The organism is Pseudomonas graminis, assembly GCF_900111735.1.
GTDB lineage: Bacteria > Pseudomonadota > Gammaproteobacteria > Pseudomonadales > Pseudomonadaceae > Aquipseudomonas > Aquipseudomonas graminis.
This window is the reverse complement of record NZ_FOHW01000001.1, coordinates 17,323-44,296: the sequence shown is the minus strand read 5'-3', so window position 1 is coordinate 44,296 and position 26,974 is coordinate 17,323. Positions and strand designations below refer to the sequence as shown.

Genomic DNA, 26,974 nt, shown 5'->3' with positions numbered 1-26,974 from the left:
GGCTGTTTAACTGGCCCTGGCAGGCCTGTCCTGGCGCCGAGACACACATTTGTCCGGTCAAGGTGTGGGAAATTACCCGAAATCGTGCAGCAAAGGCATAATGCGCGGCTTTTTTATCGAGACTTCCGGTGCATCATGAAAGCCCAAGCCCGCCACATCCTGGTCAAGACCGCTGAAGAAGCCGAGCAACTGAAGCAGCGCATTGCCAAGGGCGAAGCCTTTGACGTGCTGGCGAAGAAGTATTCGACGTGCCCGAGCGGCAAGCGCGGCGGCGACCTGGGTGAGGTACGGCCGGGTCAGATGGTCGGCGCGATTGACCAGGTGATCTTCAAAAAGCCGTTGCGGACCGTGCATGGTCCGGTCAAAAGCAAGTTCGGGTATCACTTGGTGCAGGTGTTTTATCGGGATTGAGGGGTACAGCCGCAACCCTTGCAGCGATCTCACGGTCCCCTTCCCGGCTGAAGCCGGTCCCACTACAGCATGGCGTGCATTCAGTGGGATGGGTGGTGAGGGCCAACTGAAGAAACGCGGCCCCCTTGTGGGACCGGCTTTAGCCGGGAAGAGGCCCGAATGCACACCCTCGATTTCGCGGTGTGACACATGACGCCTTCCCGGCTAAAGCCGGTCCCACAGAGTACGCGTGGGCACAATGAGCTGCTTCAGACCGGCATCACACTCCTCGGTATCAACGCCCCCGGGTGCTGAATCACCAGGCTTGCCAACTGATGTCCGGCGTTGGCCGCATCTTTCGGACCGCCGCCGCGCAGACGCCGGGCCAGATAGGCCGCGCTAAACGAATCCCCCGCTGCCGTGGTGTCGATGACTTTCTGCACGGTATGGGCAGGCACTTCATAACGTCGGTCGTCGACACTGACCAGACTGCTCTGCGCACCGCGCTTGACCACCACCTCGCTGACGCCCAGGTCCCGATAGGTCTGCAAAATCTGCTCGCCGTCGGTGTAGTCGAACAGCGCCTGCTCGTCCTCCTCGGTCAGCAGCGCCAGATCGACTTCGTGCATGACAGCACGATAAGCCTGCCGCGCTTGCTCAACGCTGCGCCACAAGCGCGGACGGTAATTGTTGTCGAACACCACCCGCGCCCCTCGGTCCCGGGCCTCGCCAAGGGTCGACAACAGCCGCGCCCTGCCGGTTTCACCCAGCACCGCCAGGGTGATGCCACTGAAATACAGCACGTCGTACTCCGGCAGCGCGGCCAGCACCGGTTCGGCCGCCGGGGTGGTAAAGCATTCGCGCACCGCCGCCTCGTTGCGCCAGTAGAGAAAACGCCGCTCGCCATTGGCGTCGGTCTGAATGCAATACAGACCCGGCAAACGCCCCGGCAGACGCTGTACCCGACTCAGGCCAATGCCCTCATCCGTCCAGACCTGGCACATCGCGTCGCTGAAACTGTCGTCGCCCAGCGCTGTGACGTAATCCACCTGCGCCGCCGAGCCGAGCAGGCGCGAAAGGTACACCGCAGTATTCAGCGTGTCGCCGCCGAAGCTCTGCTTGAGCGTGCCGTTGGCGTGCTGTTGCAACTCGATCATGCATTCGCCGATCAGGGCAACGCGGGGATAGCTGTGACTGACCATTTCACTCATTGCAAACTCCTGTCAGAAGCAGGTATCGAAGGATTCGATGACGCGCAGGTCATCGCCGACCAGGCACCCCGTGCGCCATTTGTCGAAGGTCAGGCACGGGTGCGAAGTGCCAAACGAAATGATATCGCCAACCTTCAACTCGCAGCCCGGCGCAACCGTCATGAACGCGTGCTGGTCCATCACTGCCGTCACTGTGCACGCGCTGACATCCTCGCCACTGGCTGACAGGACGCCCGGGGCCGCGTCTGGGGAATACCGTTTGATCGGGTTGGGCATACCGGCGTCAAACGCCACGTCGCGCTTGCCCATGGCAATCACCGCAAAGCCCGGCTCGGGCATCGACTGCACGTGTGCCCAGACTTCCATCGCCGGGCGCAAGCCCTCGCTCAGGTCGTGCCGTCGGTCGAGCACGCAGCACTGCGCGTCTTTGTAGATGCCGTGGTCGTGAACCACGTAACTGCCGGGCCGCAGCACGCTGAGGAAACGCTCGCGCACCTGCTGCTTGTCGAATTCCTCGGCAATCAGGTCGTACCAGGCCGAACCCGAGGCTGTGACAATCGGGCGTTCCAGCGCAAACGCGCCCTTGTCCTGCAGCGTGACGGCCAGCCGTACCAGCGACGTGGCGAACGCGCGAATGCCGCTCACGGCCTGTTCGCCATGGATCACGCCTTCGTAGCCCTCAATACCGGTCAGCTTCAGCGCCGGCTGTGCAGCAATCGCGTCGGCCAGGGACATGACTTCGGCTTCACTGCGGCAGCCGCAACGTCCGCCGACCACACCGTACTCGATCATCACATTCAGGTTCAGGCCCTTGGCGGCGAAGAACTCGCCCAGCGCCTTGACGTTGTCCGGGTGATCGACCATGCAGTGAAAGTCGAACATCCCGTCAGTGAGCATCTCGGCGATGATTGCCATGTTCGGCGCGCCGACCAGTTGATTGGCCATCAGCACTCGACGCACGCCATGGGCGTAGGCCGCGCGGGTCTGCACCGCCGTGGCAAGGGTCATGCCCCACGCGCCGTGCTGCAATTGCCGGAGAAACAGCGCCGGGACCATGCTGGTCTTGCCATGGGGTGCCAGTTCGGCGCCGCTGTCGCTGACGAACTTCTGCATCCAGCGCAGGTTGTGCTCCAGCGCCGTGTCGTGGATGACCAGCGCGGGCAGGCTGACGTCGCGCACCAGGTGGTCGCCGGGTTGCGTGGCGCCCTTTTCAATCGCGGCAATGCTCATCTCTGTTCTCCTGAATTTTTTGTTCGTGTGTACGGCAACGCTATTCGATGACGCGCCGCGCCAGGCCGTTGGCGCTGTCGATCAACACGCGGCGGTAATGATCGTAGTGGGCCGTGGCATCGGCCCGCGGGGCGACGATGCACAGGGTCGCGATGCAGATGCCCTGTTTGTCCCGCACGGGTGCGGCGAAGCAATGGGTGAAGGTGTCGGCGATGCTGTCGAAGGAAAAGAAGCCTTCGTCATGGGCCTTGCGGATCTCGGCCAAGAACGTCCCGATGGGCAGGCGTTTGCCGTCCGGCAGGATGAAATCCTCGTCGTCGATCAGGTTGACGATCGCCTGATCGGTGAGGTGCCCGAGCAGCAGACGGCCCGAAGCGGTCCACGGGATCGGCGCGTCCTCGCCGATGTCCGACGAAATACGGAAATGCCGCGCGCCCTCTTTCATCAAGGCGACGGTGTATTTGCGGCCATTGAGCAGACACATCTGCGCGGTTTCCCGGGTCTGCTCGACGATTTCACCCAGGCTGACTTCGGCCTCGCGGGTGAAGTCGAAATGGCGCAGATGCGCCTGCCCAAGGAAGTACAACTGCCGGCCCAGGTACACGTGGCCGTCCTTGCCGACGGTCTCGAGGATGCGCCGTTCCAGCAGCGAACTGACCAGCTCATACACCGTCGATTTCGGGCTGCCGATGCCGCTGGCGATCTCGTTGGGCCGCAACGGCGTGCCGGTTTCCTTGAGAAAATCCAGAATATCGAACGCCCGGTCTAAACCACGGGCCCGGCGTTTGATGGTGTCTTCGGTCATAGAGCAGCTCCAGGCTAAAAGGAAGTTTCAAGCTGCAAGCTTCAAGCGGCAAGTGTTGCATCAGCGCTCTGCCGACTTGCAGCTTAAAGCTTGCCGCTGCTCCCTACTTCTTCTTGTAGGCAATGCAGTCGATCTCGACTTTGCAGTCGACCATCATGTTGGCCTGCACGCAGGCACGGGCCGGTGCGTGTTCCGGGGAGAAGTACTCGCCGAAGACCTTGTTGAAGCTCCAGAAATCACGCGGGTCTTCCAGCCACACGCCGACGCGCACAACATCTTCCAGGCCATAACCGGCCTCGGTCAGAATCGCCACCAGGTTCTGCATGGTCTTGTGGGTTTGCTCGACGATCCCGCCGTTGATGATCTCACCGTTTTCGGCCGGCACCTGACCCGACACATGCAGCCAGCCATCGGCTTCGACGGCGCGGGCGAATGGACGTGGCTGGCCGCCACCTGCGGTACTGCCGGCGCCGTAACGAGTAATGCTCATGAAAATCTCCTTTGATCGAGCGTCTTAAAAACGAATGTTCTTGAGGAATTCAGCCAGACGTGCTGACTTGGGTTGTTCGAATAATGCCTTGGGCGGCCCCTGCTCTTCGATGCGGCCCTGGTTCATGAACACGATCTGATCGGACACCTCATAGGCGAAGCGCATCTCATGGGTCACCAGCAGCATGGTCATGCCCTCTTCTGCCAGGCCCTTGATCACGCTGAGCACCTCACCGACCAGCTCCGGGTCCAGTGCTGACGTCACTTCATCGAACAGCATCAGGCTCGGGTTCATCGCAATGGCCCGGGCAATCGCCACCCGCTGCTGCTGGCCGCCGGACAACTGACCGGGAAAGTGATTGCGCCGCGCCAGCAGGCCGACGCGCTCCAGCCACTTTTCGGCCAGCGCGATGGCTTGATCCTTGGGCAGCTTCTTCACTTTGAGCAGGCCGAGGGTGACGTTCTGCAGGGCGGTCAGGTGCGGGAACAGGTTGAACTGCTGAAACGCCATCCCGGTCATCGCCCGGTGCTGCGCAATCAGCTTCTCCGGATGGCGCACACGCTTGCCGCTGACGTCGCTGTAGCCGATGTCCTGGCCTTCGAGACGAATGTGGCCGCCCTGAAACTCTTCCAGCAGATTGACGCACCGCAGCAGCGTGGTTTTGCCCGAGCCGCTGGAGCCGATCAACGTGACCACGTTGCCTTTGTTCATCTTCAGGTCGACGCCCTTGAGCACTTCGACCGGGCCATAGGATTTGTGCAGCCCTTCGATGCTCAACAGAGCCGGGGCGGCAGGTGCGGTTTGAGTCTGTGTCATGGCAAGGCCACCCGTTTTTCGATTTGCCGCCCAAGAAGCTCGATGGCGTAGTTGATGACGAAGAAGAGAAAGCCGGCGAACAGGTAAAACTCAAGGGTCATGAAGTTACGCGCGATGACCTGCTGAGTGCTGAGCAGCAGCTCGGCCACGCCGATCACCGAGAGCAGTGTCGAGGCCTTGACGATCTCCGTCGACGAATTGACCCAGGTCGGCAATATCTGCCGCAGCGCTTGAGGCAACAGCACATAACTGAGGGACTGGGGAAACGTCAGGCCGATGGCCTTGCCCGCCTCCAGTTGCCCGCGCGGGATGGCCTGCAACGCGCCGCGCACGATCTCTGCCACGTGGGAGCCGCAAAACAGCGTCAGCCCCAGCGCACCGGCCTGGAACGCGCCGATCTGCCAGCCCAGCGCCGGTGCCATGTAAAAGCAGGCCAGCACCAGGACAAACACGGGCGTGCCGCGAATCAGATCGACGTAGGCGCGAAACGGCAGGCGCGCCCACCATTTGCCGTAGGTCAGGATCAGCCCGGCAAACACGCCAATCACTGTCCCGAACACGATCGCCAGGCCCGCGCACTGCACGCTGGTGAGAAACCCCGCCCACAGCGCCTCCCGGGCGATCCACAATTCATGCAACCAACTGGGTTGTTCGTACATGCTCCGGGCCTCCTAGCGGCGAATCGCCAGACGCTGCTCGAGGTAACGCAGCAGCATGGCAATCAGGTAACAAGCCGCGACGTACAGCGCCGTGGTCACCAGCCAGGTTTCAATCACCCGGTAGCTCTCGACGTTGATCTTGCGCGCGTAATAGGTCAGTTCCGGCACGGCAATGGCGGCGGCCAGGGACGTGTCTTTGAACAGCGAAATGAAGTTGTTCGACAGCGCCGGCAGCACGTTGCGCAACATCACCGGAACGACGATGTACGCGCGCACCTGCCATTCGCCGAGGCCGATCGCCAGCCCCGCTTCGCGCTGGCCTTTGTGAATGCTCAGCAGCCCTGCGCGGAACACTTCGGTCAGGTACGCCCCGGCATACAGCGAGAGGGTGACGATAAACGACGGGATCTTGTCCAGACGAATGCCCAGGCTGGGCATGGCGAAGTAGATCAACAGGATCAACACCAGAATCGGCGTGTTGCGCACGACGGTGACGTAAACCGACGCCACGATGCGCAGCGCCCGGTAGCGGGACAGCATCGCAAACGCCGCCATCATGCCGATGACGCAACCGATGGCGATGGAAATCAGGGCCAGTTCCAGGCCGAGCCCCAGCCCTGCCAGCAGACTGGGGAAATCCCGCCAGACCGCTGCAAAATTCAGCTGATAATTCATGGTCAGCAGTACCTGGGGCGGGACGGCACCACGGCCGTCCTCGCCCCCTTCAGTGGGCGACGCACGCGGCGCGGGTTATTTGTATTCCATCGGGAAACCGATCGCAGGGGTCGGCAGGTCCACGCCGAACCACTTCTTGAACGACTCGGCGTACATCGGGAACTCAACCCCGGTCATGGCTTCATGCAGGGCGGTGTTGACGAAGTTCAGCCAGTCCTGATCACCACGCTTGACGGCGCACGCGTAGGTTTGCGGGCTCCAGGCGAACGCGGGCGAACGATAGCGGCCGGGGTTCTGCACCATCAGGTATTTCACCGACGACTGATCGGTGGCCGCCGCATCGGCACGCCCGGAGTTGATGGCCTGGTACATCAGATCGACGCTGTCGTACTGGTCGACCTTCGCCTTGGGCAGCGCCTGATGCACCAATTCTTCGGCGTAGACGTTCTGCAGCACGGCAACGGTGACACCATCGCCGGCGCCTTTCAGGTCATCGATTTCCTTGTACTTACTGTTGGTCGGCAGCAGCAGCGCAACGCCTTCCCGGTAGTAAGGCAAGGTGAACGCCACCTGCTGGGCCCGGCTCGCGGTGACGGTGATGAACTGGCAGCTCATGTCGACTTTATCCGTCAGCAGGTTCGGGATTCGGGCGTCGGACGACTGGACCACGAACTCGACCTTGCTCGGGTCATTGAACAGACCTTTGGCGACGATGCGCGCGATGTCGATATCAAAACCCTGCAACTTGCCGTCTGCACCCTGGAAGTGCCAAGGGGCATTGGTGCTCCCCGTACCCACAATGAGATGGCCGCGCTGCAGGACGTTGTCCAGCTTGCTGTCGGCCGCATAGGTCGTTGTTACGAACGTCGCTGCCGTTATCAGGGCCAATGCACAAGCTTTCAAAGAAAGGGATCCGCGCCGCATGAGAGAAACTCCGCCGGTTGTATTTATTCCGCTATAGCGGAACCTTGTTTGCCACAACGGAATAGACAGCAGAAAGTGTGCCACAGAGTCGCGTGGCAAAAGAAGCCCGGGGAATTGTCGGAGGTTTCAAGGACTTGCCCTGAAATTCAAGGGGCACACGCCGGAAACAGCGGATTACAGGTGACATGTAGCGCTACGGATCACCCCACGGAATGGGAAGCGGGCCCCACTGGTGTGCGCGCTGCGCCAATAGTGCGCACGAACGCTTGGTGCTGATGCGCCGTTCATCGCGCCATGGGCACCTTCCCCCGTGCAGGAACCCTAAGCAGCGCGGCAAGCCAGCACTGTCATCAAGGCTCGTGGGAGCGTGCCGCCCACCAGGGCCAAAAAAACGCCGTTGGGCCGGTTAACCCTGAATCTTCCCCAATCCGACTATTGTTTTCGTAACACCCGCCGATTTATTACGGTCAAGGGAACATTGGCACCCTTAGTGCTTCAAACGTCTTTATGAAGCTTTTATGACAACCGCGTGAACATGCATGGACGGCAGGCGCTTTTACGGTTGTAGGGTGGAGGAACCCCAATGAAAGAACGAGCCACAGTCATTTGCCGCAGGGACAACCAGATCCTTTACGTGCGCAAATCCAACGCCCGGTGGAACCTCCCGGGCGGCAAGGTTGAAGCCGATGAATCGCCTGCGCAGGCGGCTGCCCGCGAATTACGCGAAGAAACCGGGCTGATCCTGGAAGACCTGGCGTACATCACCCGGTTCGAAGGCAGCACCGTGTTGCATCACGTGTTTGAAGTGTCGGTCACGATGATCGTAACCCCGGCGCCCCATAACGAAATTGCCGACTGCAAGTGGTTTACCAGCAAAGAGTTGGGCGATCAGAAAGTCAGCCCGGCGGCGAAGTCCATCGTGAAGGCTTTTCTGACCAATGCTATTTATTAAGTGTTGTTGAGAGGCGTTCACAGGTTTTTCACATCGGGGGCGGTAGTCTTAACTTGCTCCTCCAAGACTGACTTTAAGCCCGCACCCCCCATCGCGGGCTTTTTCTTGTCCAGAATTCCTTGCCAGCGCCCTCCTTTTCTCCCCGCCTGATCTATAAATATTCTGACGACCGGGCTTAATTTCGGCATATGAACGCCGACATTTAAGTGAGCATATCCAAGGAGCGGCAGATGTTTAATTCCAAAATCAAAAAGCAAGTGTCCACTCTGAGCTCGGAGCTGGTCACACTCAAAAATTTTCACGACGCCCTCATGCAGGAGATGCTGTCGCTGACGGTGGATGCCGAATTGCGCATCACGGACGCCAACAGCAAGTTCTGCGCTGCCATCGGCTATTCCCGTGACGAACTGGTCGGCCAGCCCATGGCGGCGTTCATTCCGACCTATGTTGCAACGATGCCGTGTTTCCGCAATTTCAAGGCAGCGGCGGCCAGTGGCACCCCGGTAACCGACGACTACCGTTTCATCAGCAAGAACGGTTCGCTGATCTGGGTTCACGCCAGCTGGTCGCCATTGAAAAATGAGCTGGGTCAGCTGGTCGCGCTCAAATGCCTGGCCACCAATGTCACCGCCGAAATCAACAAGGCCCGGGAAAACGAGTCGTTCATCAACGCCCTGCTTCGCTCGACAGCGGTCATCGAATTCGACCTCGACGGCCACGTATTAAAGGCTAACCAGTCCTTCCTTCAGGAAATGGGCTACAGCCAGGATCAGATTCTGGGCAAGCACCACAGCCTGTTCTGTGACCCTAAATTCGCCGCCACCGAAGACTACAAAACCTTCTGGAAACGCCTGAACAACGGCGATTTCGTGGCCGACCGGTTCAAGCGCATCAACAGCCGTGGCGAAGAGGTCTGGCTCGAAGCGACCTACAATCCGGTGCACGATACCCAGGGTGAGCTTTATAAAGTGGTGAAATTCGCCACCGTGATAACCGATCAGGTCCGTCGCGAAGCGGAAATCAGCGTGGCGGCCGGCACTGCCTTTGAGATCTCCCAACGCACGGACGTCTCGGCGCAGCGTGGCGCGGCAGTGATCAACAGCACCGTGGAAACCATGAACGGCATCGCCGACCAGATGCTCTCTGCCTCCCATGGCATGGAAGCGCTGGGCAAGCAGTCGCTGCTGATCAGCACCATCGTGCAAACCATCGGCGGCATCGCCCAACAGACCAATTTGCTCGCGCTCAACGCCGCCATCGAAGCCGCGCGCGCCGGTGAGCAAGGCCGTGGCTTTGCCGTGGTGGCCGATGAAGTGCGTCAACTGGCCGGGCGCACCAGCACCGCGACCGAAGAAATCGTCGCTGTGGTGCAGCAGAACCAGAAACTGGTGGATGACGTGGTCAAGGACATGGGCAGCACCCGCGCCCAGGCCGAACAGGGGCTGTCGCTGGCCAATCAGGCCGGCAGCGTGATTGTGGAAATTCAGGAAGGCGCGCGGCAAGTTGTTGGGGCGGTGCAGCGCTTTAACCACCAGCTTTGACAGCGGCCACCCACGCCCTCGAGGCGGGTTACCCATGACAAATGGTCGCAGCGCGCTGAGCGGGAGATACGCCTGCCCTACAAAATGCTAATCTGCGCCACATATGTGGCCCCATCCGGGTATGCCACCCCACGTTGACATGGAGCCGACAATGGCTTTGGATTCCCTGCTCTGCCCGGATTTGCTGACCATTGCCGAGCGTTCGGCGATCGCCGAGGTTGAAGCGACGACGAACGTCCTCAGGCTCGTGACGCGGCTGACCGGTATGCGCTTCGCTGGCATTGCCAAGTTCACCGACTCCGAGTGGGTCGCCTGCGCGGTCTACGACGAGATTCACATTGGCATCCAGGAAGGCGAAGTGCTGGAGCTGGAAACCACGCTGTGCAACGAGCTGATCGAAAACCCAAAGGCACTGATAATCCCCAGCATCAGCAAAAACGAGCGCTATGCCGGGCGCCCCGTGGTCAAGAAATACGCCATCGAAAGCTACATTGGCGTGCCGATCAGCCTGCCCGATGGCCAGCTGTTCGGCGCGTTGTGCCTGCTCGACTCCAAAGCCAGCACCTTCGAAAGCCCTGACCTCGTCGAAACCCTCGGCCTGTTCTCCCGACTGATCGGCTGCATCGTGTTCTCCCATTACTCCACAGTGAACAAGGTCAGGACGCAGGTCGAGCACGCTTGATCAGGTGATCCTCACCGGCGAGCGGCGGTAGGTGGATAACCAAGACGGTGTTACACTGCCGCGCCTTGAATTCGCATGCGCCGCTTGAGCCTTTCACGGGGTCGCGGCGCGCGCCCCAGACCTGTGCGTCTTCTGCCGCACAGCAAGCGTGGTCGATGCATCTCGGTCACCCGCTGAACCCGTATCGGACGCTGCTCCCGTTCACCCATCTTCATCAGGTCATGTCGCCGTCATCGGTGACGTGCAGGCTGCTGGTTGGATCACGAGCAATCGCCACCAGGCGTCAAAGGCCATCGCCAATCAGCCCCTTGTAAACAATCCAGGATAAGCAATTGATTTCCACAGCTAACATCACCATGCAGTTTGGCGCCAAGCCGCTGTTCGAGAACGTTTCGGTCAAATTCGGCGGTGGCAACCGCTATGGCCTCATCGGCGCCAATGGCTGTGGCAAGTCCACCTTCATGAAGATCCTTGGCGGCGACCTGGAGCCGTCCGGCGGCCAGGTAATGCTCGAACCGAACGTGCGTCTGGGTAAATTGCGCCAGGACCAGTTCGCCTACGAAGACTTCTCCGTCATCGACACCGTGATCATGGGTCACGAAGAGCTGTGGAAGGTCAAGGCCGAGCGCGATCGCATCTACTCGCTGCCGGAAATGACCGAAGAAGACGGCATGGCCGTTGCCGAGCTGGAAACCGAGTTCGCCGAGATGGACGGCTACACCGCCGAATCCCGTGCCGGGGAATTGTTGCTCGGTCTGGGCATCGGCATCGAGCAGCACTTCGGCCCGATGAGCGAAGTGTCCCCTGGCTGGAAACTGCGCGTGCTGCTGGCCCAGGCGCTGTTCTCCGATCCTGAAGTGCTGTTGCTCGACGAACCGACCAACCACCTGGACATCAACACGATTCGCTGGCTGGAAAACATCCTGACCCAGCGCTCCAGCCTGATGATCATCATTTCTCACGACCGTCACTTCCTCAACAGCGTGTGCACCCACATGGCTGACCTGGATTACGGCGAGCTGCGCCTGTTCCCGGGTAACTACGACGAGTACATGACCGTGGCGACCCAGTCCCGCGAGCAGTTGCTGTCGGACAACGCCAAGAAGAAAGCCCAGATCTCCGAGCTTCAGTCGTTCGTCAGCCGCTTCTCGGCCAACGCCTCGAAAGCCAAGCAGGCCACTTCCCGCGCCAAGGCGATCGACAAGATCCAGCTGGCCGAGGTCAAGCCTTCGAGCCGCGTCAGCCCGTTCATCCGTTTTGATCAGAACAAGAAGCTGCACCGTCAGGCGGTCATCATTGACCAAATGGCCAAAGGCTTCGACGGCAAGCCACTGTTCAAGAACTTCAGCTTTCAGGTCGAAGCGGGCGAGCGCGTTGCGATCATCGGCCCGAACGGTATCGGTAAAACCACCCTGCTGCGCACTCTGGTCAACGAGCTGACCCCGGATGCCGGCACGATCAAGTGGACCGATGCGGCAGAGCTGGGTTACTACGCCCAGGACCACGCACACGACTTCGAAGACGATGTCACCCTGTTCGACTGGATGGGGCAATGGACTCAAGGTGAACAAGTCATTCGCGGCACCCTGGGCCGGATGCTGTTCTCCAACGACGAGATCCTCAAGTCGGTCAAGGTGATCTCCGGTGGTGAGCAAGGCCGCATGCTGTTCGGCAAGCTGATCCTGCAGAAGCCTAACGTGCTGATCATGGACGAGCCGACCAACCACCTGGACATGGAATCGATCGAGGCGCTGAACCTGGCGCTGGAGAACTACCCGGGCACGCTGATCTTCGTCAGCCACGACCGCGAGTTCGTATCGTCCCTGGCCACTCGGATCATCGAGCTGAGCCCAAGTGGCGTGACCGACTTCAGCGGCACCTACGACGACTACCTGCGCAGCCAGGGCGTCGCGTTCTGATCAGGGCAATCCGCTGACAGAGTGAAGCTGAAACCAGAGAGCCCCGTCCACAGTGACGGGGCTTTTTTGTGACAGTGGCAGCGGCTTGAGCCGGGAATGCCCAGGCCAGGCGCCCACAATCCTGCGGTGTGACATCCGACGCTTTCCCGGCTAAAGCCGGTCCCACTGGAATCACGCGGTGAGTAAGTGGAACCGGCTTCAGCCGGGAATGCGCCAGGCGAGGCACCCTCTGATCCCGGAGAAAAACCGTTAGCCAGCTTTCATTTCCCGACACCTCGGGCGATGATGCGGCACTCCCACCGCTCCTGCGAAGCGTCCCCATGTCAGCCGCCCTGCCCCCCGATACGCCTGCCAATTCGCCCGCCCGTGACGCCCGTTCAATGGCAATCACGCTGCAAATCGTCTCCATCGTCGTCTACACCTTCATCGCCTTCCTGTGCATCGGGCTGCCTATCGCGGTGATGCCCGGCTATGTGCACGACCAACTGGGCTTCAGCGCGGTGGTTGCGGGGCTGGTGATCGGCGCGCAGTACCTGGCGACGCTGTTGAGTCGCCCGGTGGCCGGACGCATCTGTGACACCATCGGCACCAAGCGCGCCATCGTTTATGGGCTTTCAGGCATCGCGTTGAGCGGCGTGCTGACCCTCGCAGCGATATTGCTGGAGCGTTTCGCCGGCGTCAGCCTGACGATCCTGATAATAGCGAGGCTGTTCCTCGGCGCGTCCCAGGGCTTGATCGGCGTGGGCACCATCAGCTGGTGCATCGGCCAGGTCGGTTCGGAGCACACGGCTCGCTCGATTTCCTGGAACGGCATCTCCTCTTACGGCGCCATCGCCATCGGCGCCCCCCTCGGGGTGGTGATGGTCGGGGCGCTGGGCTTTGCCAGCCTGGGCGTGGTGCTGTTCGTGCTGGCGGCCGGGGCACTGCTGTTGATCTGCAACAAACCGGCAATTCCGGTGGTGCGCGGCGAGCGCCTGCCGTTCTTCTCAGTGTTCGGCCGAGTGGCGCCATTTGGCCTGAGCCTGACCTTGTCCTCCATCGGCTACGGCACGCTGACGACGTTCATCACTCTGTTTTACATGGCCCGCGGCTGGGAAGGCGCCGCCTGGTGCCTGACGGTATTCGGCATCTGCTTCATCGTCGCACGCCTGCTGTTCATTAATGCGATCAACCGCTTCGGCGGCTTTCGCTCGGCGATCGTCTGCATCTCGGTGGAAACCCTGGGTCTGCTGATGCTGTGGCTGGCCCCCGACACCACCTTCGCCCTTATCGGCGCCGGGCTGACCGGTTTTGGTTTGTCGCTGGTGTATCCCGCGCTTGGCGTCGAGGCCATCAAGCAGGTACCCAACAGCAGTCGCGGTGCCGGACTCAGCGCTTATGCAGTGTTCTTCGATTTGGCGCTGGCCATCGCCGGACCGCTGATGGGCGCGGTGGCGCTGGGCATGGGCTACGGCTGGATTTTCTTTTTCGCTGCAGTGTTGTCGGTGGCGGCATTGACGCTGGCGGTGGTGCTGTCGCGCAGGGCGCCGATCGACACGCGGGTGTAGAGGACGCGCGGTATAAAGGCTTCCCGGCTAAAGCCGGTCCTACAGAGGGAAGAGGCCAGCGATCCTGCAACAGGTCTTACTGGCGGTTGAAATCTATCGGCTGAAGCCGGTTCTACAAAAGCTGAACTGCCGCCTCGCGTCCCGGTCGGAATAGCACATCCCCCGAACAGGAGTGAGGGCGTGACCCCCGATCCCGCTGGCTCGAACGCTACCCCTCCAGCCCCGGCCACGCTGCGTGAAGTCCACAAACTGCGCGTGCTGACCGTGAACACCCACAAGGGCTTCACTGCACTGAACCGGCGTTTCATCCTGCCGGAGTTACGTGAAGCCGTGCGCAGCACCGGTGCCGACCTGGTGTTTCTCCAGGAAGTCCTTGGCGGCCATGACCGCCATGCCGCCAAGTACGAAGACTGGCCCGACACGCCGCACTACGAATTTCTCGCCGACAGCATGTGGACGGACTTCGCCTACGGCCGCAATGCGGTTTACCCCGACGGCCACCACGGCAACGCGCTGCTGTCCAAATACCCGATCCTGCATTACCGCAATCTGGACATTTCGATCACCGGACCGGAACGCCGGGGCCTGTTGCATTGCGTGCTGCAAGTGCCGGGGCATGCCGAAGTCCACGCGATTTGCGTGCACCTCAGTCTGCTGGAAAGTCACCGTCAGTTGCAGCTGAATCTGCTCTGCGACCTGCTCGACTCCCTGCCCGAAGACGCCCCGGTGGTGATCGCCGGCGATTTCAACGACTGGCAGCTGCAGGGCAACAAACGTCTGCGGCGCTGTGGCTACCTGCATGAAGCCTTCGAGCGCAGTCAGGGGCGGCTCGCCAAGACCTACCCGGCACGTTTCCCGATGTTGCGACTGGACCGCATCTACCTGCGCAACGCCACCAGCCATCATCCGAAAATCCTCGGCACGCGGCCGTGGACGCATTTATCCGATCACCTGCCGCTGGCGGTCGAAGTGCATCTGTAATGAACTGCGCCCTTATTTATCCGGATCAATCAGGGGAACAGTGGCGTCACGATCAAACTGGGAGCCCGGGTCTTCGTTTCCCGGGTCCATGTCGGCATCGAAGGCTGTGTCTTCGTCGTCTGGCTGATGCTCAGGGTGCGGTGCAAGGGGTGCAGCGTCGGGGGAGTGAGATTGCATGGCATTTCCTCTCGTTTCGGTAGGTTCGACAAAGGCTCAGTCTGGTGCGTTGAGCTTAGCAGGCGCCTCAGGTGCAACACGACCGGCCCACACCAGGAAGAACCCCTGCACCAATCAACAGTCAGTAAAGAAGCCTCGCCGGGTTCATCACGCTGTTTTTAATCCGGCAAATGCGGCGCAAGGCGTCGCGCATCCACACACGCTTCACCCCACAGGACACCTTCCATGAGTCTGCACGACAAAATCATAGGCCGCCTGGGCTTCGGCTCCGCGCCCCTTGGCAACATGTTTCGCACCATCGACGAAGAGGAAGCAGCGGCCACCGTTCAAGCTGCCTGGGACCAGGGCATTCGCTATTTCGACACCGCTCCGATCTACGGCGCCGGGCTGTCCGAACAGCGTCTGGGCAAGGCCCTCGCCGGCGTCCCCCGCGAGCAGTACACCCTGAGCACCAAAGTCGGCCGGCTGATCTCCGACGAGATCGACACCGAGACCCGCAGCGGTCCGTTCGCCGAAGGCCTGAAAAACAAGATCGTCACCGACTACTCCGCCGACGCCACGCTGCGTTCGATTGAAGCGAGCTTGAAGCGTTTGAACACTGATCGGCTGGACATCGTGTTTGTCCACGACGTCGCCCAGGACGCCCATGGCGATGCCTGGATCGAGCATTTCAACATCGCACGCACCGGGGCTTTCCGCGCCCTCACCCGCCTGCGCGAAGAAGGCGTGATCAAGGCCTGGGGCCTGGGGGTCAACCGCGTTGAGCCGTGCGAACTGACGCTGGACTTGGAAGAAGCGCAGCCCGATGGCTTCCTGCTGGCCGGCCGTTATTCGCTGCTCGATCATGACCAGCCGCTGCAACGGCTGTTCGACAAGGCTCGCCAGCACAATGCCGAGTTCGTTGTCGGCGGCCCTTACAGCTCCGGCGTGCTGGTGGGCGGCAAGCATTTCGAATACCAGGAAGCGTCCCAGGCGATGCTCGACAAAGTGGCGCACATCCAGGAAATCGCTCGGCAGTATCAGGTCGATATCAAGTCCGCAGCACTGCAGTTCGTCCTCGCCAATTCGCTGGTAGCCGCCGTGATTCCGGGCGCGAGCCGGCCGTCGCGCATTATTGAGGACGTTACCGCGCTCAACGCCCAGGTGCCGGATGGTTTCTGGCAGGCCATGCGCGATCAGGGCTTCATTGCCCTGCAGGCGCCCGTGCCGATGAAAGACTGATATCGTGCCCAACGACGCCGGGCCAGACGCCCGGCTTTGTTCCCCGCGCGAGATCTGTCCATGCGAATTCTGATCGTCAACGTCAACACCACCGAATCCATGACCGAAACCATCGCCGAGCAGGCTCGCAGCGTGGCCTCCCCCGGCACGGAAATCATCGGCCTGACCCCGCGCTTCGGCGCCGAGTCGGTGGAAGGCAATTTTGAAAGTTACTTGGCCGCCATCGCGGTGATGGATCGGGTCATGTCCTACGAAGGGCCTTATGACGCGGTGATTCAAGCCGGCTACGGCGAGCATGGCCGCGAAGGCTTGCAGGAACTGCTCGAGGTGCCGGTGGTGGACATCACCGAAGCGGCGGCCAGCCTGGCGATGCTGCTAGGGCATAAATACGCGGTGGTCACCACGCTGGACCGCACCGTGCCGTTGATCGAAGACCGCCTGAAGCTGGCCGGGGTGTACGAGCGCTGCGCGTCGGTGCTGGCCAGCGGCATGAGCGTGCTGGAGCTGGAGGAATCGCCGGAGCGAGCGGTCGAAGCGATCGTCGAGCAAGCCATCGAAGCGGTGAACCGGGACAAGGCCGAGGTGATCTGCCTGGGCTGTGGCGGCATGGCCGGGCTGGATCAACTCATCCGCGAACGCGCCGGCGTGCCCGTGGTGGATGGCGTCACCGCGGCCGTCGCGCTGGCGGAATCGTTGGTACGACTTGGACTGAAGACCTCGAAAGTACGGACCTACGCCACGCCACGGCCGAAGAAGATCATCGGTTGGCCATTTAAATTGTAGGCAGCTCCACTGGACTTACGAAGAGCGCGCAGACAACACGAACCCTTGTAGGAGTTAGCTTGCTCGCGAAGACTGCATCCCGGCCGCTGAAGATTTAGCGGATGTGCCGGCCTCTTCGCGAGCAAGCTCACTCCCACAGGTATTAGCCTCTGCCACACCACCGCTGCATTCGCCTCCACTCGCCGAATCGTTTAGTATCCCCGCCGCCGGTTTCCACTCGGAATTAATAGGGAATCCCCAGGCGCGTGCCTTCGCGCTGAAACGGAACTGTCCCCGCAACTGTAGGCGCTGAGCTCTGTTTCCTGTTTGCCACTGGGTCACGCCGGGAAGGCCGAAGCAGAGCGATGAAGCACCAGTCAGGAGACCTGCCGGCCAGCATATTCATTCACCGGCGGGGTGTCCGGGGAAGGACTCCCGTTCGTGCGTCGTTCGCGCACGCTGTGCGCGCCTTTATCTTTGGGGCGCCTGTCGGGATGGACTTTCCAGCGCCTGCTTCGCCATGCATTCAGGCTTTCTGGAGATCGCTGTTCATGCCGCTGCGCCGCCTCGCTGCCCTGCTCGTCACGCTGACCTTGCCCACCGCCGCGCTCGCGGCGTCGACGGTTTACCCTTTAACAGTGGACAACTGCGGCGAAGCGTTGACCTTCACCCACGCCCCGCAGAAAACCGTGACCATCGGCCAGGCCGCCACCGAGATGTTGTATGCACTGGGCCTGGGCCCTAACGTGGTCGGCACGTCACTGTGGTTCAACCCCGTCCTGCCCCAGTACCAAACCCTCAACGAGCGCATCGAGCGCCTCGCCGACAATGCGCCGAGCTTCGAATCGGTGATCGGCAAACGACCGGATTTCGTCCCGGTGCAGTTTGAGTGGATGGTCGGGCCACAAGGCGCGGTCGGCACCCGCGAGCAGTTTCGCGATCTGGGCATCCCCACCTACATTCTGCCGTCTGACTGCGAAGGCAAGAACAATCGGGTCGGCGCCGACGGCACGCGCCTCGAAGCCTTCCGCATCGACACGCTGTACAAAAGCCTGCGTCAGCTGGCGCAGATCTTCGACGTACAGGACCGAGGCGAGCAACTGATCACCGAGTACCAGACCCGGCTGGCCCAGGCCGTGGCGCAGGCGAAAGCCCACGCCAATCCGCCTGTCTCGGCGGTGTTCTGGTTTTCCAGCCCGGACCTCAACGTCGACCCCTACGTGGCCGGGCGCAAGGGCATTCCCAACTTCATGCTCGACACCCTCGGCATGCGTAACGTCATCGACTCCGATGAGGAATGGCCGACCGTGGGCTGGGAAACCATCGCCAAGGCGAACCCGACCGTGCTGGTCATCGCGCGTATGGACCGTCGCCGCTTCCCGGCTGACGATCACGAGAAGAAGCTGGCCTTCCTCCGCTCCGACCCGGTCACCCGCAACATGGATGCGGTGAAGCACAATCGCATCGTGATCATGGACGCCAGCGCCATGGAGTCCAGCGTGCGCCTGTTCGACGGCATCGAACAACTGGCCCAGGCCACTCAAGCACAATGACGTCAGTCAGCATGCCTCGGTCGAGCGTCGTCCGAATCTTCGGGCATGGCGCCTGGGCCATCGCGCTGCTGGCGTTGGCGGTGCTGGCGGGCGTCGCCATCGGCGAGACGTCGATCAGCCTGCCGGTGATCGTTCAGGTGCTGGCCAACAAGCTGTGGGCCGCAGGCTTTCCCCTCGATCCCATCGATGAGGGCATTGTCTGGAATTACCGCCTGACCCGGGCCATCGTGGCCGCCACCTGCGGCGCAGGGCTGGCGGTGTCGGGCGTGGTCTTGCAATCGCTGCTGCGCAACCCGCTGGCCGATCCCTATTTGCTGGGCATTTCCGCCGGCGCTTCGACCGGCGCGGTGCTGGTGGCTATCATCGGCATCGGCGCCGGAACCATTTCCCTGTCCACCGGCGCGTTTGCCGGCGCGATCGCCGCCTTCGCGCTGGTTGCCCTGCTCGCCCGCTCCTCTCGGGGCCAGACCGCTGCCGGCCAGATTATTCTGGCGGGCATCGCCGGGTCCCAGTTGTTCAACGCCCTGACGTCATTCCTGATCACCAAGTCCGCCAATGCCGAGCAGGCCCGCGGGATCATGTTCTGGTTGCTGGGCAATCTCAGCGGCGTGCGCTGGTCGTCGGTGGCGCTGTCGGTACCGGTCGTGGTGCTCGGCTTGCTGGTGTGTCTGTGGCATCGGCGCGCGCTGGATGCGTTCACGTTCGGCAGCGATTCGGCCGCTTCACTGGGCATTCCGGTGCGCCGGGTGCAGGCCGTGCTGATCCTGACCGCCGCGCTGATGACGGCGGTGATGGTGTCGATCGTCGGCTCCATCGGCTTCGTCGGCCTGGTGATTCCCCACGCGGTGCGCCTGATGGCCGGAGTGCGCCATGCGCGGTTGTTGCCTCTCAGCGCCTTGATCGGCGCGCTGTTCATGATCGCCGCCGATGTGCTGTCGCGCACGTTGATCAAAGGTCAGGTGTTGCCGATCGGGGTGATCACGGCGCTGGTGGGCGCGCCGGTCTTCGCGATGATTCTGGTCCGTGGGAATCGTCCTCGATGAGCACCCGTCAGGAGGTGCCCGGCGCCATGCTCGAAGGCAGCGACTTGAGTTACTCGGTCAAGGGCGCGACACTGCTCAGTGGCGTGAGCCTGGCGATTCAGCCGGGGGAAAACCTGGGGGTCGTCGGGCCCAATGGCTCGGGGAAGTCGACGCTGTTGAAGTTGCTGGCGGGGATTCAAAGGCCGTCCCAGGGCGAAGTTCGCCTGGGCGGGAAGCGCTTGTCGGCGCTGAGCCGGCGGGACATTGCGCGGCAGGTGGCGGTGGTGGAGCAGCATGCGCAGACCGGCGATTCGATTAGTCTGTTGCAGGCGGTTGAGCTGGGGCGTACGCCGTGGCTGTCGGCGCTGGCGCCGTGGGGCGACGAGGATGACCGGATTGTGGCGCAGGCGATTGCGGATGTGAGTTTGCAGCACCTGGCGCATCGGGCGTGGCATACGTTGTCGGGTGGGGAGCAGCAGCGCGGGCATATTGCGCGGGCTTTGGCGCAGCGGCCGCAGGTGTTGTTGCTGGATGAGCCGACGAATCATTTGGATATTCAGCAGCAGTTGTCGATTTTGCGGTTGGTGCAGGATTTGCCGGTGACGACGGTGGTGGCGTTGCATGATTTGAATCAGGCGTTGGGGTGTGATCGTCTGGCGGTGATGGATGGTGGGCGGTTGGTGGCGTTGGGGTCGCCCTTTGATGTGTTGTCGCCGGCGCTATTGGATGAGGTTTTTGGCGTGCGGGGGCATTGGTTGGTTGATCCGTTTGACGGGGCTCGTGTGTTAAGGCTGAGGGCGCCAGAATCACAAGCGTCTGCCTAGGGGCAGACTGTTTCGCCTTCGGCGAGTTACTTGGAAAAGCACCCCAAGTAACCAAGGGTGCTTGCTCTCGGTTGGGCCCTTCGTTTCTCAGGGTTCCTTCACTCCGGTCTCGCTCCGTGGGCCCGCCGCCATCCGCCATCCATGGCGGGGGGCGGCTCTCGCGGCATCCATGCCGCTCGGCCCACTGCGCGAGACCTGCGTTCAGCCTGCACCAAAGTCGCGATTGGCGGTGCCAGGACCTTCTGCGCAGGAAGATCAAAAGCAGGTCAAAAGCAAAGCAAAAGCAGATCAAGAGCAGATCAAGAGCAGATCAAGAGCAGATCAAGAGCAGATCAAAAGCTTCCCGGCTGAAGCCGGTCCCACTGACTGCACGCGTTGCTTTTTAGTGGGACCGGCTTTAGCCGGGAAGAGGCCGGTATGGACAACGGTAATTTCGCTGCCCAACGCTGATCGTACCCACGCTCCGCGTGGGCATGCATCCCGTGACGCTCCGCGTCATCCCGTGTTTCGGCCTCATGCCCGCTGATAGCTCCCACCCCCACCTCAATACCTCGGCTTCACCGCCTTCCACTCCGGTTTGTATTTCTGCATCTGCCGCACATCGTCCCGCTGGCGAATGCCGCACGTTAGAAACTGGTCGTTGAGTTTGCCCAGTTGGTCGTAGTCCAGTTCAAGGCCCAGCCCGGGCTCGCGGGTGAGGTGGACGCAGCCGTCGATGATGGGCAGTTTGCCGCCTTTGATGACTTCTTCGTCCGGTTCTTGCCACGGGTAGTGGGTGTCGCAGGCGAAGTCGAGGTTGGGGACGGCGGCGGCGACGTGGGTCATGGCCATGAGGCTGATGCCCAGGTGGGAGTTGGAGTGCATGGAAACGCCGAGGCCGAAGGTGTCGCACATTTTTGCCAGCGCCTGGGTGTCGCGCAGGCCGCCCCAGTAATGGTGGTCGGCGAGGACGATCTGCACGCTGTTCAGCGCGACGCTGCGGCGGAATTCGTCGAAGTCGGTGACGACCATGTTGGTCGCCAGCGGCAGGCCGGTACGCTTATGCAGTTCGGCCATCCCTTCCAGCCCGGGGGTCGGGTCTTCGTAGTATTGCAGGTCGTCGCCGAGCAGTTCGGCCATGCGGATCGAGGTCTCCAGGGACCAGTTGCCGTTCGGGTCGATGCGCAGCGGATAGCCCGGAAAGGCCTTTTTCAGCGCCTTGATGCACGACACCTCGTGTTCCGGGTCCAGCGCCCCTGCTTTCAGCTTGATGCTTTTGAAGCCGTAGGCTTCGATCATCCGCCGCGCCTGGGCGACGATCTGTTCTTCACTTAGCGCTTCTCCCCAGCTGTCTGGCGCGTAAGGCGAGTCGGCGTGTTGGGCGTATTTGAAGAACAGGTACGCACTGAACGGCACGCGGTCGCGAACGGCGCCGCCGAGCAGGTCAACCAGCGGCAGGTTCATCGAACGCGCCTGCACATCCAGAAAGGCGACTTCGAACGCCGAATAGGCATTGCTCACCGCCTTGCTGGCGTGGGAGCCCGGCGCCAATTCAGCACCCGCTACCGAAGTGGGTTTGTTAGCCGCCACCGTGGCTTTAACCACCGCCCGCAGTTGGTTGAGGTTGAACGGGTCCATGCCGATCAACTGACTCTGCAACTGCTGTTGAATCGCCAGGGCCGGCGCATCGCCGTAGCTTTCGCCGAGGCCGAGGTAGCCGTTGTCGGTTTCTACCTCGATGATCGAGCGCAGGGCAAACGGCTCGTGGATGCCGCTGGCGTTGAGCAACGGCGGATCGCGGAAGGCAATCGGGGTGACGGTGACACGTGTGATTTTCAAATGACTTCTCCCGATCAATCAGGGGTTAAGGCTAAGAGTTTGGGGCTAGGGTTTAACGCTTGACGGTGAGCTGAGCGAGGTGGCTGCGTGCAGCGGCCCAGCGTCTTCAGGCTTTGGGCGGTGTGGGTCGCCCTTCGGCGTGGTACGGGCGAAGAAGATCACCACGGCCGCCACCAGCGAGGTCAGCGCCAGGCCGTACATGCCGCCTTGAATGGAGCCAGTCTTCTGCTCCAGAAAGCCGAAGGCGGTGGGCGCCACGAAGCCGCCGAGGTTGCCGATGGAATTGATCAGCGCAATCACCGCCGCTGCGACGCGCGCGTCCAGATAGCCTTGGGGAATGGGCCAGAACAGCGCCGACGCCGCCTTGAAACCGATGGCCGCAAAGCAGATGGCGACGAAGGCGAAGATCGGCCCGCCGACGGTGGACATGAACATCCCGCAGGCAGCAATCACTAGCGTCACCGCGACCCACGCCTGTTGATGCTTGAACCGTGCGGCCAGCGCCGCGAAGCCGTACATGGCGATGATCGAGATGATCCACGGGATCGAATTGAACAGGCCGACTTCGAAATCGGTGAGACTGCCCATCTTCTTGATCATGCTCGGCAACCAGAACGTCGCGCCGTAGATGGTCAGGGCCACGGAAAAGTAGATGAAGCAAAACAGCATGATCTGCCGGTCGGCGAGCAGCTTGAAGATCGACGGCTTTACCACTTGCGCCGCTTCCCGGGCGCGCTGTTCGGCGTCGATGGCGCTGATCAATGCGCCCTTCTCTTCTTCGCTCAGCCATTTCGCCTCGCGAGGGTGGGACTGCAGCCAGAACCAGACGAAGCCGCACAATGCGATGGAGGCGAAGCCTTCGATGATGAACATCCACTGCCAGCCGTGCAGGTTCATGCCGCTGACGCCGAGCAAGGCGCCGGACACCGGCCCGGAGATCACCGACGCAATGGCCGAGCCGCTGAGAAAGATGGCCATGGCCTTGCCGCGTTCGCTGGAAGGCAGCCACTGGGTGAAGTAATAAATGATGCCCGGGAAGAACCCCGCTTCTGCCGCGCCGAGGATGAAGCGCAGCACATAGAAGCTGGTTTCGCCGCGCACGAAGGCCATCGCCATCGCCGCTGCGCCCCAGGTGAACATGATGCGCGTCAGCCAGGCGCGGGCGCCGAACCGTTGCAGCAGCATGTTCGACGGGACTTCGAACAGCGCGTAGCCGACGAAGAACAGACCGGCGCCGAGCCCGTAAGCTGCAGCGCCAATGCCCAGATCGGTTTCCATGTGGCTGCGGACGAAGCCGATGTTGACCCGGTCGATGTAGTTGACGATGAACATGATCACGAACAACGGCAACACATGGCGCTTCACTTTAGCGGCCGCGCGGGCCAGCACGGTGGGATCTGCGCTGTGAAGGGGTTCACTGATGGGAACGGTGCGGTTCAAGGTGCGACTCCCGGTCTTTGTATTTTTTTTGGGATGAGCGTGGGAAATGCAGGTAGTGAACCGATCATGGACCGGCACATTGTTCCCGTCTAATCTAGATTGACTGTTGATTGATACCCGGAATAGATCAATGTTCGAGCTTGCCCAACTGCGCTGCTTCACCACCGTCGCCACCGAACTCAACTTCCGCCGGGCTGCCGAACGGCTGAACATGACCCAGCCGCCCCTCAGTCGGCAGATCCAGCTACTGGAGCATTCACTGGGCGTTCAGCTGTTCAACCGCAACACCCGCAGCGTGGCGTTGACCGCGGCGGGTCGGGCGTTTTTCATCGAAGCGCAGACGCTGCTGGAGCGCGCGCATCAGGCGGCCATCGCGGCGCGACGCTTTGCCGAAGGCGACATCGGCTCGGTGACCATCAGCTTCGTCGGCAGCGCGGTGTACGAGTTTCTGCCACGGGTGATCGCCGAAGCCCGGCAGAACCAGCCCCACGTGAAAATCTCCCTGACTGAGCTCAATACCTATCAGCAACACGAAGCCCTGCGCGCCCGGCGCATCGATCTGGGCATCGTGCGCGCGCCGCTGCTGCAGCCCGGTTATGAAACCGAATGCCTGGTCCGCGAACCGTTCGTGCTCGCCGTGCCCAGCAGTCATCCGCTGGCGAACGCCCGGCACATCAGCGTGCAGGACCTCGACGCTCAGCCTTTCCTGATGTATTCGCACTCGGCCTACCCGCCGTTCAACGAATTGCTCACCGGCATGTTTCGCTCGGCGCAAGTAGCGCCCGAGTACGTGCAGTGGCTGGGTTCGTCACTGACCATTCTGGCACTGGTGAACGCCGGCATGGGCCTGGCGCTGGTGCCGCGCTGCGCCACCAATGTGGTGTTCAAGGGCGTGACGTTTCGCGACATCGATCTGGGTGAAGGGGTGCAGAGCGAGCTGCACCTTGTCTGGCGGTCTGACAACGACAACCCGGCGTGCCAGATGCTGCTGGAGGCAATTCGCGCGGCGGTGAAAGCCGAAGGGGTGTGAAGAGGATGCGGCCGGGAACCCATCAATCACACCGCGAACGTGAGGGTGCCTGCGCTCGCCTCTTCCCGGCTAAAGCCGGTCCCACTAAAGCATCCGCGTGCATTCAATGGGACTGGCTGGAACGCCGACCTGTGGGACCGGCTTTAGCCGGGAAAGCGTCAGTAGTTACACCGCAAAGGTAAGGGTGCCTGCGCTGGCCTCTTCCCGGCTAAGCCAGTCCCACTAAACCATCCGCGTGCATCCAACGGGACTGGCCGGAACGCCGACCTGTGGGACCGGCTTTAGCCGGGAAAGCGTCAGTGGTTACACCGCAAAGGTAACGGTGCCTGCGCTGGCCTCTTCCCGGCTAAGCCAGTCCCACTAAACCATCCGCATGCATTCAATGGGACTGGCTGGAACGCCGACTTGTGGGACCGGCTTTAGCCGGGAAAGCGTCAGTTAGCCGGGAAAGCGTCAGTGGTTACACCGCAAAGGTGACGGTGCCTGCACTGGCCTCTTCCCGGCTAAAGCCAGTCCCACTAAAGCATCCGCGTGCATTCAATGGGACTGGCTGGAACGCCAGCTTGTGGGACCGGCTTTAGCCGGGAAAGCGTCAGTGGTTACACCGCAAAGGTGACGGTGCCTGCGCTGGCCTCTTCCCGGCTAAAGCCGGTCCCACTAAAGCGTCCGCGTGCATTCAATGGGACTGGCCGGAACGCCGACTTGTGGGACCGGCTTTAGCCGGGAAAGCGTCAGTGGGCACACCACAGAAGTGAGGCCCGCATCCGTTTCAACACTCAGGTGCGCTGGGCGACCGCTGGCGTGTCCAGCGGCGCGGCACCCTCCGGCGTCGTGGAAAACGGCTCGATCTTGCCGACAATGAACAGATAGCTGAACGCCCCCAACAGCGCAAACGCCCCGGCGGTGAGCAGCGGCGCGGTGAACGAGCCGTTGCCGATCACCAGCATGAAACCGGTGAAGGTGGTGATGAAGATCCCGGCGGTGTTCGACGCAAAGTTCTGTATACCACCGATCGACGCCACGTGAGCAGGCGATGGCGCCACGTCGGCTGGCAGGCACCAGATGCTCGCGCCGGCGAACGCCAGACTTGCGTAGGCCAGACTGAAAAAGCCCAGCATCGCCCAGGTGCTATCCACGAACACTGACAGGGAAATGCTCGACGACATCAGCATGCCGCCGACGATGCAGGTCTTGCGCGCCGCAGTGAGGCTCCAGCCCCGGCGATACAGCGCGTCGGACGTCAGCCCGCCAATCCAGCCGCCGACGATGGACGCCACCGCCGGAATGGTGCCCAGCGTGCCGAGGGATTTCAGCGAGAAACCCCGTTCGGTGACCAGGTAGGTCGGAAACCAGGTGATGAAGAAATAGATCACGAAGTTCAGGCAGAAGAAGCCCAGCATCATCCCCCACAGGGTGCGGTGACGAAACAGCGACGCCCATTTCACTTTCGGCCGCGCGGCGAGTGTGGCCGCCTTGCCCGCTTCGTGTTGCTCGATGGCCGCAACGGCTTGAGGCTCTTTGTAGATCAGGAACCAGCCCACAACCCAGATCAGACCCACTGCGCCGGTAATGATGAACGACGCGCGCCAGCCCCACAGCTCGATGATCAGCGCCACCAGCGGGATGGACAGCGCCGAGCCGACCCGCGAACCGCTGTCGAAGATGCTGGTGGCAAAGCCGCGCTCCTTGACATCGAACCACTGGCTGACGATTTTTGCGCAGGACGGATACGCCCCCGCCTCCCCCACGCCGAGCATCAGCCGGCATCCGAACATCGATGCCAGGCTGCTGGCCGCCGCCGTTGCCGCTGTGAACAGCGACCACCAGGCCACCGCGAGGGGCAGCGCGATGCGCGCGCCGACCTTGTCGACGAACCAGCCAAACGGCATTTGCATGAGTGCGTAGGTCCAGAAGAAGCCGCTGAGCAGCAGGCCCATTTGCCCTGAGCCCAAGGCGAGCTCTTTCTGGATGTAGGGGGCGGCAACCGCGAGGTTGGCCCTGTCGATGTAGTTGATGGCCACCGCGAGGAAGCACAGAAAAATTACCAACCAGCGCCCTTTCTGCATGGCGAGTCCTCCTAATTATTTTTATGAGTAAGACGTCGTTAGAGCTTCGTATAGCGCCCGGGCCCTGATTCACGCGCTGCTCGGCGAGGGATAACGCATCCCCTGGAGAACGGCAGAATTGGCCTGACCAAATATCCGAATGCAGCCGATACTAGACCCGCAAACCGGGTTAGGGAAATCGAAAAGGCGATTTATTTGCCAGTTTACGACTCGACGGTCGGGGTTTGCATAATTTGGCC

General features: G+C 61.6%; 26 protein-coding genes, 1 pseudogene and 1 riboswitch. Of the genes and pseudogenes, 14 read left to right on the top strand and 13 right to left on the bottom strand.

Annotated features, from left to right (window positions below; all coding sequences use genetic code 11):
- Positions 1-135: 135 nt before the first annotated feature.
- The gene (locus BMY98_RS00200; protein ID WP_037009819.1) at positions 136-411 is read left to right on the top strand and encodes a peptidylprolyl isomerase; all 276 of its coding nucleotides are present in this window, start codon (positions 136-138) and stop codon (positions 409-411) included.
- Positions 412-659: 248 nt separating this feature from the next.
- On the opposite strand, the gene kdgK is transcribed toward BMY98_RS00200, so the two are convergent.
- The 8 genes from kdgK to BMY98_RS00160 form a co-directional block, all read right to left on the bottom strand.
- Positions 660-1,601 (bottom strand): 2-dehydro-3-deoxygluconokinase, encoded by a 942-nt coding sequence (kdgK, locus tag BMY98_RS00195; RefSeq protein ID WP_074883082.1) that lies wholly within the window; start codon positions 1,599-1,601, stop codon positions 660-662.
- A gap of 12 nt (positions 1,602-1,613) precedes the next feature.
- Positions 1,614-2,831, bottom strand: a complete 1,218-nt coding sequence (locus BMY98_RS00190; protein WP_074883079.1) for an amino acid deaminase — start codon at positions 2,829-2,831, stop codon at positions 1,614-1,616.
- Positions 2,832-2,871: 40 nt separating this feature from the next.
- The gene (locus BMY98_RS00185; RefSeq protein WP_074883076.1) at positions 2,872-3,636 is read right to left on the bottom strand and encodes an IclR family transcriptional regulator; all 765 of its coding nucleotides are present in this window, start codon (positions 3,634-3,636) and stop codon (positions 2,872-2,874) included.
- Between the two features lie 103 nt (positions 3,637-3,739).
- Positions 3,740-4,126, bottom strand: a complete 387-nt coding sequence (locus BMY98_RS00180; protein WP_074883073.1) for a RidA family protein — start codon at positions 4,124-4,126, stop codon at positions 3,740-3,742.
- A 24-nt stretch (positions 4,127-4,150) separates the two neighbouring features.
- Positions 4,151-4,942 (bottom strand): amino acid ABC transporter ATP-binding protein, encoded by a 792-nt coding sequence (locus tag BMY98_RS00175; RefSeq protein WP_074883072.1) that lies wholly within the window; start codon positions 4,940-4,942, stop codon positions 4,151-4,153.
- Positions 4,939-5,601, bottom strand: a complete 663-nt coding sequence (locus BMY98_RS00170; RefSeq protein ID WP_074883069.1) for an amino acid ABC transporter permease — start codon at positions 5,599-5,601, stop codon at positions 4,939-4,941. Before BMY98_RS00170 ends, BMY98_RS00175 begins: the two co-directional genes overlap by 4 nt.
- 12 nt (positions 5,602-5,613) lie before the next feature.
- Positions 5,614-6,276, bottom strand: coding sequence for an amino acid ABC transporter permease (locus BMY98_RS00165; protein WP_074883065.1), 663 nt, complete (start codon positions 6,274-6,276; stop codon positions 5,614-5,616).
- Positions 6,277-6,351: 75 nt separating this feature from the next.
- Entirely contained in the window at positions 6,352-7,200 is an 849-nt protein-coding gene (locus BMY98_RS00160) for a transporter substrate-binding protein (RefSeq protein ID WP_074883062.1), read from the bottom strand.
- 583 nt (positions 7,201-7,783) lie between these two features.
- Here BMY98_RS00160 and BMY98_RS00155 point away from each other — a divergent pair.
- Positions 7,784-8,152, top strand: coding sequence for an NUDIX hydrolase (locus BMY98_RS00155; protein WP_074883059.1), 369 nt, complete (start codon positions 7,784-7,786; stop codon positions 8,150-8,152).
- 17 nt (positions 8,153-8,169) lie between these two features.
- On the opposite strand, the gene BMY98_RS27200 is transcribed toward BMY98_RS00155, so the two are convergent.
- On the bottom strand, positions 8,170-8,454 hold the full coding sequence (locus BMY98_RS27200) for a hypothetical protein (RefSeq protein ID WP_175514126.1): 285 nt from the start codon (positions 8,452-8,454) through the stop codon (positions 8,170-8,172).
- Between BMY98_RS27200 and BMY98_RS27940 the strand changes: the two are divergent.
- From BMY98_RS27940 to BMY98_RS00130, 6 genes and pseudogenes are all read left to right on the top strand, one after another.
- A pseudogene (locus tag BMY98_RS27940) lies at positions 8,383-9,159 on the top strand (PAS domain-containing protein); the annotation flags it as partial. The gene BMY98_RS27200 and the pseudogene BMY98_RS27940 overlap by 72 nt on opposite strands.
- Positions 9,139-9,693, top strand: coding sequence for a methyl-accepting chemotaxis protein (locus BMY98_RS27935; RefSeq protein ID WP_425438834.1), 555 nt, complete (start codon positions 9,139-9,141; stop codon positions 9,691-9,693). The pseudogene BMY98_RS27940 and the gene BMY98_RS27935, both read left to right, overlap by 21 nt.
- Before the next feature lie 151 nt (positions 9,694-9,844).
- Positions 9,845-10,375 (top strand): GAF domain-containing protein, encoded by a 531-nt coding sequence (locus BMY98_RS00145; RefSeq protein ID WP_074883053.1) that lies wholly within the window; start codon positions 9,845-9,847, stop codon positions 10,373-10,375.
- Between the two features lie 332 nt (positions 10,376-10,707).
- Positions 10,708-12,294 carry an ABC-F family ATPase gene (locus tag BMY98_RS00140; RefSeq protein ID WP_074883050.1) on the top strand — a complete coding sequence of 529 codons (1,587 nt, stop codon included), beginning with the start codon at positions 10,708-10,710 and terminating at the stop codon, positions 12,292-12,294.
- 320 nt (positions 12,295-12,614) lie between these two features.
- Entirely contained in the window at positions 12,615-13,841 is a 1,227-nt protein-coding gene (locus BMY98_RS00135; RefSeq protein WP_139214412.1) for an MFS transporter, read from the top strand.
- 231 nt (positions 13,842-14,072) lie between these two features.
- Entirely contained in the window at positions 14,073-14,822 is a 750-nt protein-coding gene (locus tag BMY98_RS00130) for an endonuclease/exonuclease/phosphatase family protein (protein ID WP_425438833.1), read from the top strand.
- 12 nt (positions 14,823-14,834) lie between these two features.
- Here BMY98_RS00130 and BMY98_RS27195 read toward each other — a convergent pair whose 3' ends face one another.
- Entirely contained in the window at positions 14,835-14,999 is a 165-nt protein-coding gene (locus BMY98_RS27195) for a hypothetical protein (protein WP_175514125.1), read from the bottom strand.
- Positions 15,000-15,224: 225 nt separating this feature from the next.
- Here BMY98_RS27195 and BMY98_RS00125 point away from each other — a divergent pair, with 225 nt between their 5' ends.
- The 5 genes from BMY98_RS00125 (at position 15,225) to BMY98_RS00105 (ending at position 20,381) form a co-directional block, all read left to right on the top strand.
- Positions 15,225-16,220 carry an aldo/keto reductase gene (locus BMY98_RS00125; RefSeq protein WP_074883046.1) on the top strand — a complete coding sequence of 332 codons (996 nt, stop codon included), beginning with the start codon at positions 15,225-15,227 and terminating at the stop codon, positions 16,218-16,220.
- 60 nt (positions 16,221-16,280) lie between these two features.
- Entirely contained in the window at positions 16,281-17,003 is a 723-nt protein-coding gene (locus tag BMY98_RS00120) for an aspartate/glutamate racemase family protein (protein ID WP_074883043.1), read from the top strand.
- Between the two features lie 190 nt (positions 17,004-17,193).
- A riboswitch (cobalamin riboswitch) is annotated at positions 17,194-17,390 on the top strand.
- 143 nt (positions 17,391-17,533) lie between these two features.
- Positions 17,534-18,535, top strand: coding sequence for an ABC transporter substrate-binding protein (locus BMY98_RS00115; RefSeq protein WP_074883041.1), 1,002 nt, complete (start codon positions 17,534-17,536; stop codon positions 18,533-18,535).
- 11 nt (positions 18,536-18,546) lie between these two features.
- Entirely contained in the window at positions 18,547-19,578 is a 1,032-nt protein-coding gene (locus tag BMY98_RS00110; RefSeq protein ID WP_074883037.1) for a FecCD family ABC transporter permease, read from the top strand.
- Positions 19,575-20,381, top strand: coding sequence for an ABC transporter ATP-binding protein (locus BMY98_RS00105; RefSeq protein WP_074883034.1), 807 nt, complete (start codon positions 19,575-19,577; stop codon positions 20,379-20,381). The genes BMY98_RS00110 and BMY98_RS00105 overlap by 4 nt, the downstream gene beginning before the upstream one ends.
- Before the next feature lie 543 nt (positions 20,382-20,924).
- Here the strand turns inward: BMY98_RS00105 and BMY98_RS00095 are convergent.
- Both BMY98_RS00095 and BMY98_RS00090 read right to left on the bottom strand, forming a co-directional pair.
- Positions 20,925-22,199: a glucarate dehydratase family protein gene (locus BMY98_RS00095; protein WP_074883031.1), complete on the bottom strand. Its 1,275-nt coding sequence runs from the start codon at positions 22,197-22,199 to the stop codon at positions 20,925-20,927.
- 45 nt (positions 22,200-22,244) lie between these two features.
- A complete protein-coding gene (locus BMY98_RS00090; RefSeq protein WP_074883799.1) occupies positions 22,245-23,588 on the bottom strand; it encodes an MFS transporter in 1,344 nt (447 codons plus the stop codon).
- Between the two features lie 181 nt (positions 23,589-23,769).
- Here BMY98_RS00090 and BMY98_RS00085 point away from each other — a divergent pair, with 181 nt between their 5' ends.
- Positions 23,770-24,669 carry a LysR family transcriptional regulator gene (locus BMY98_RS00085; protein ID WP_074883028.1) on the top strand — a complete coding sequence of 300 codons (900 nt, stop codon included), beginning with the start codon at positions 23,770-23,772 and terminating at the stop codon, positions 24,667-24,669.
- A 776-nt stretch (positions 24,670-25,445) separates the two neighbouring features.
- Here BMY98_RS00085 and BMY98_RS00080 read toward each other — a convergent pair.
- Positions 25,446-26,735: an MFS transporter gene (locus tag BMY98_RS00080; RefSeq protein WP_074883026.1), complete on the bottom strand. Its 1,290-nt coding sequence runs from the start codon at positions 26,733-26,735 to the stop codon at positions 25,446-25,448.
- Positions 26,736-26,974: the final 239 nt, after the last annotated feature.

Coding starts and splice junctions, on each gene's coding strand:
- BMY98_RS00200 (WP_037009819.1), top strand. CDS start 136: ATGAAAGCCCAAGCCCGCCACATCCTGGTCAAGACCGCTGAAGAAGCC.
- kdgK (WP_074883082.1), bottom strand. CDS start 1,601: ATGAGTGAAATGGTCAGTCACAGCTATCCCCGCGTTGCCCTGATCGGC.
- BMY98_RS00190 (WP_074883079.1), bottom strand. CDS start 2,831: ATGAGCATTGCCGCGATTGAAAAGGGCGCCACGCAACCCGGCGACCAC.
- BMY98_RS00185 (WP_074883076.1), bottom strand. CDS start 3,636: ATGACCGAAGACACCATCAAACGCCGGGCCCGTGGTTTAGACCGGGCG.
- BMY98_RS00180 (WP_074883073.1), bottom strand. CDS start 4,126: ATGAGCATTACTCGTTACGGCGCCGGCAGTACCGCAGGTGGCGGCCAG.
- BMY98_RS00175 (WP_074883072.1), bottom strand. CDS start 4,942: ATGACACAGACTCAAACCGCACCTGCCGCCCCGGCTCTGTTGAGCATC.
- BMY98_RS00170 (WP_074883069.1), bottom strand. CDS start 5,601: ATGTACGAACAACCCAGTTGGTTGCATGAATTGTGGATCGCCCGGGAG.
- BMY98_RS00165 (WP_074883065.1), bottom strand. CDS start 6,276: ATGAATTATCAGCTGAATTTTGCAGCGGTCTGGCGGGATTTCCCCAGT.
- BMY98_RS00160 (WP_074883062.1), bottom strand. CDS start 7,200: ATGCGGCGCGGATCCCTTTCTTTGAAAGCTTGTGCATTGGCCCTGATA.
- BMY98_RS00155 (WP_074883059.1), top strand. CDS start 7,784: ATGAAAGAACGAGCCACAGTCATTTGCCGCAGGGACAACCAGATCCTT.
- BMY98_RS00145 (WP_074883053.1), top strand. CDS start 9,845: ATGGCTTTGGATTCCCTGCTCTGCCCGGATTTGCTGACCATTGCCGAG.
- BMY98_RS00135 (WP_139214412.1), top strand. CDS start 12,615: ATGTCAGCCGCCCTGCCCCCCGATACGCCTGCCAATTCGCCCGCCCGT.
- BMY98_RS27195 (WP_175514125.1), bottom strand. CDS start 14,999: ATGCAATCTCACTCCCCCGACGCTGCACCCCTTGCACCGCACCCTGAG.
- BMY98_RS00125 (WP_074883046.1), top strand. CDS start 15,225: ATGAGTCTGCACGACAAAATCATAGGCCGCCTGGGCTTCGGCTCCGCG.
- BMY98_RS00120 (WP_074883043.1), top strand. CDS start 16,281: ATGCGAATTCTGATCGTCAACGTCAACACCACCGAATCCATGACCGAA.
- BMY98_RS00115 (WP_074883041.1), top strand. CDS start 17,534: ATGCCGCTGCGCCGCCTCGCTGCCCTGCTCGTCACGCTGACCTTGCCC.
- BMY98_RS00110 (WP_074883037.1), top strand. CDS start 18,547: ATGCCTCGGTCGAGCGTCGTCCGAATCTTCGGGCATGGCGCCTGGGCC.
- BMY98_RS00105 (WP_074883034.1), top strand. CDS start 19,575: ATGAGCACCCGTCAGGAGGTGCCCGGCGCCATGCTCGAAGGCAGCGAC.
- BMY98_RS00085 (WP_074883028.1), top strand. CDS start 23,770: ATGTTCGAGCTTGCCCAACTGCGCTGCTTCACCACCGTCGCCACCGAA.
- BMY98_RS00080 (WP_074883026.1), bottom strand. CDS start 26,735: ATGCAGAAAGGGCGCTGGTTGGTAATTTTTCTGTGCTTCCTCGCGGTG.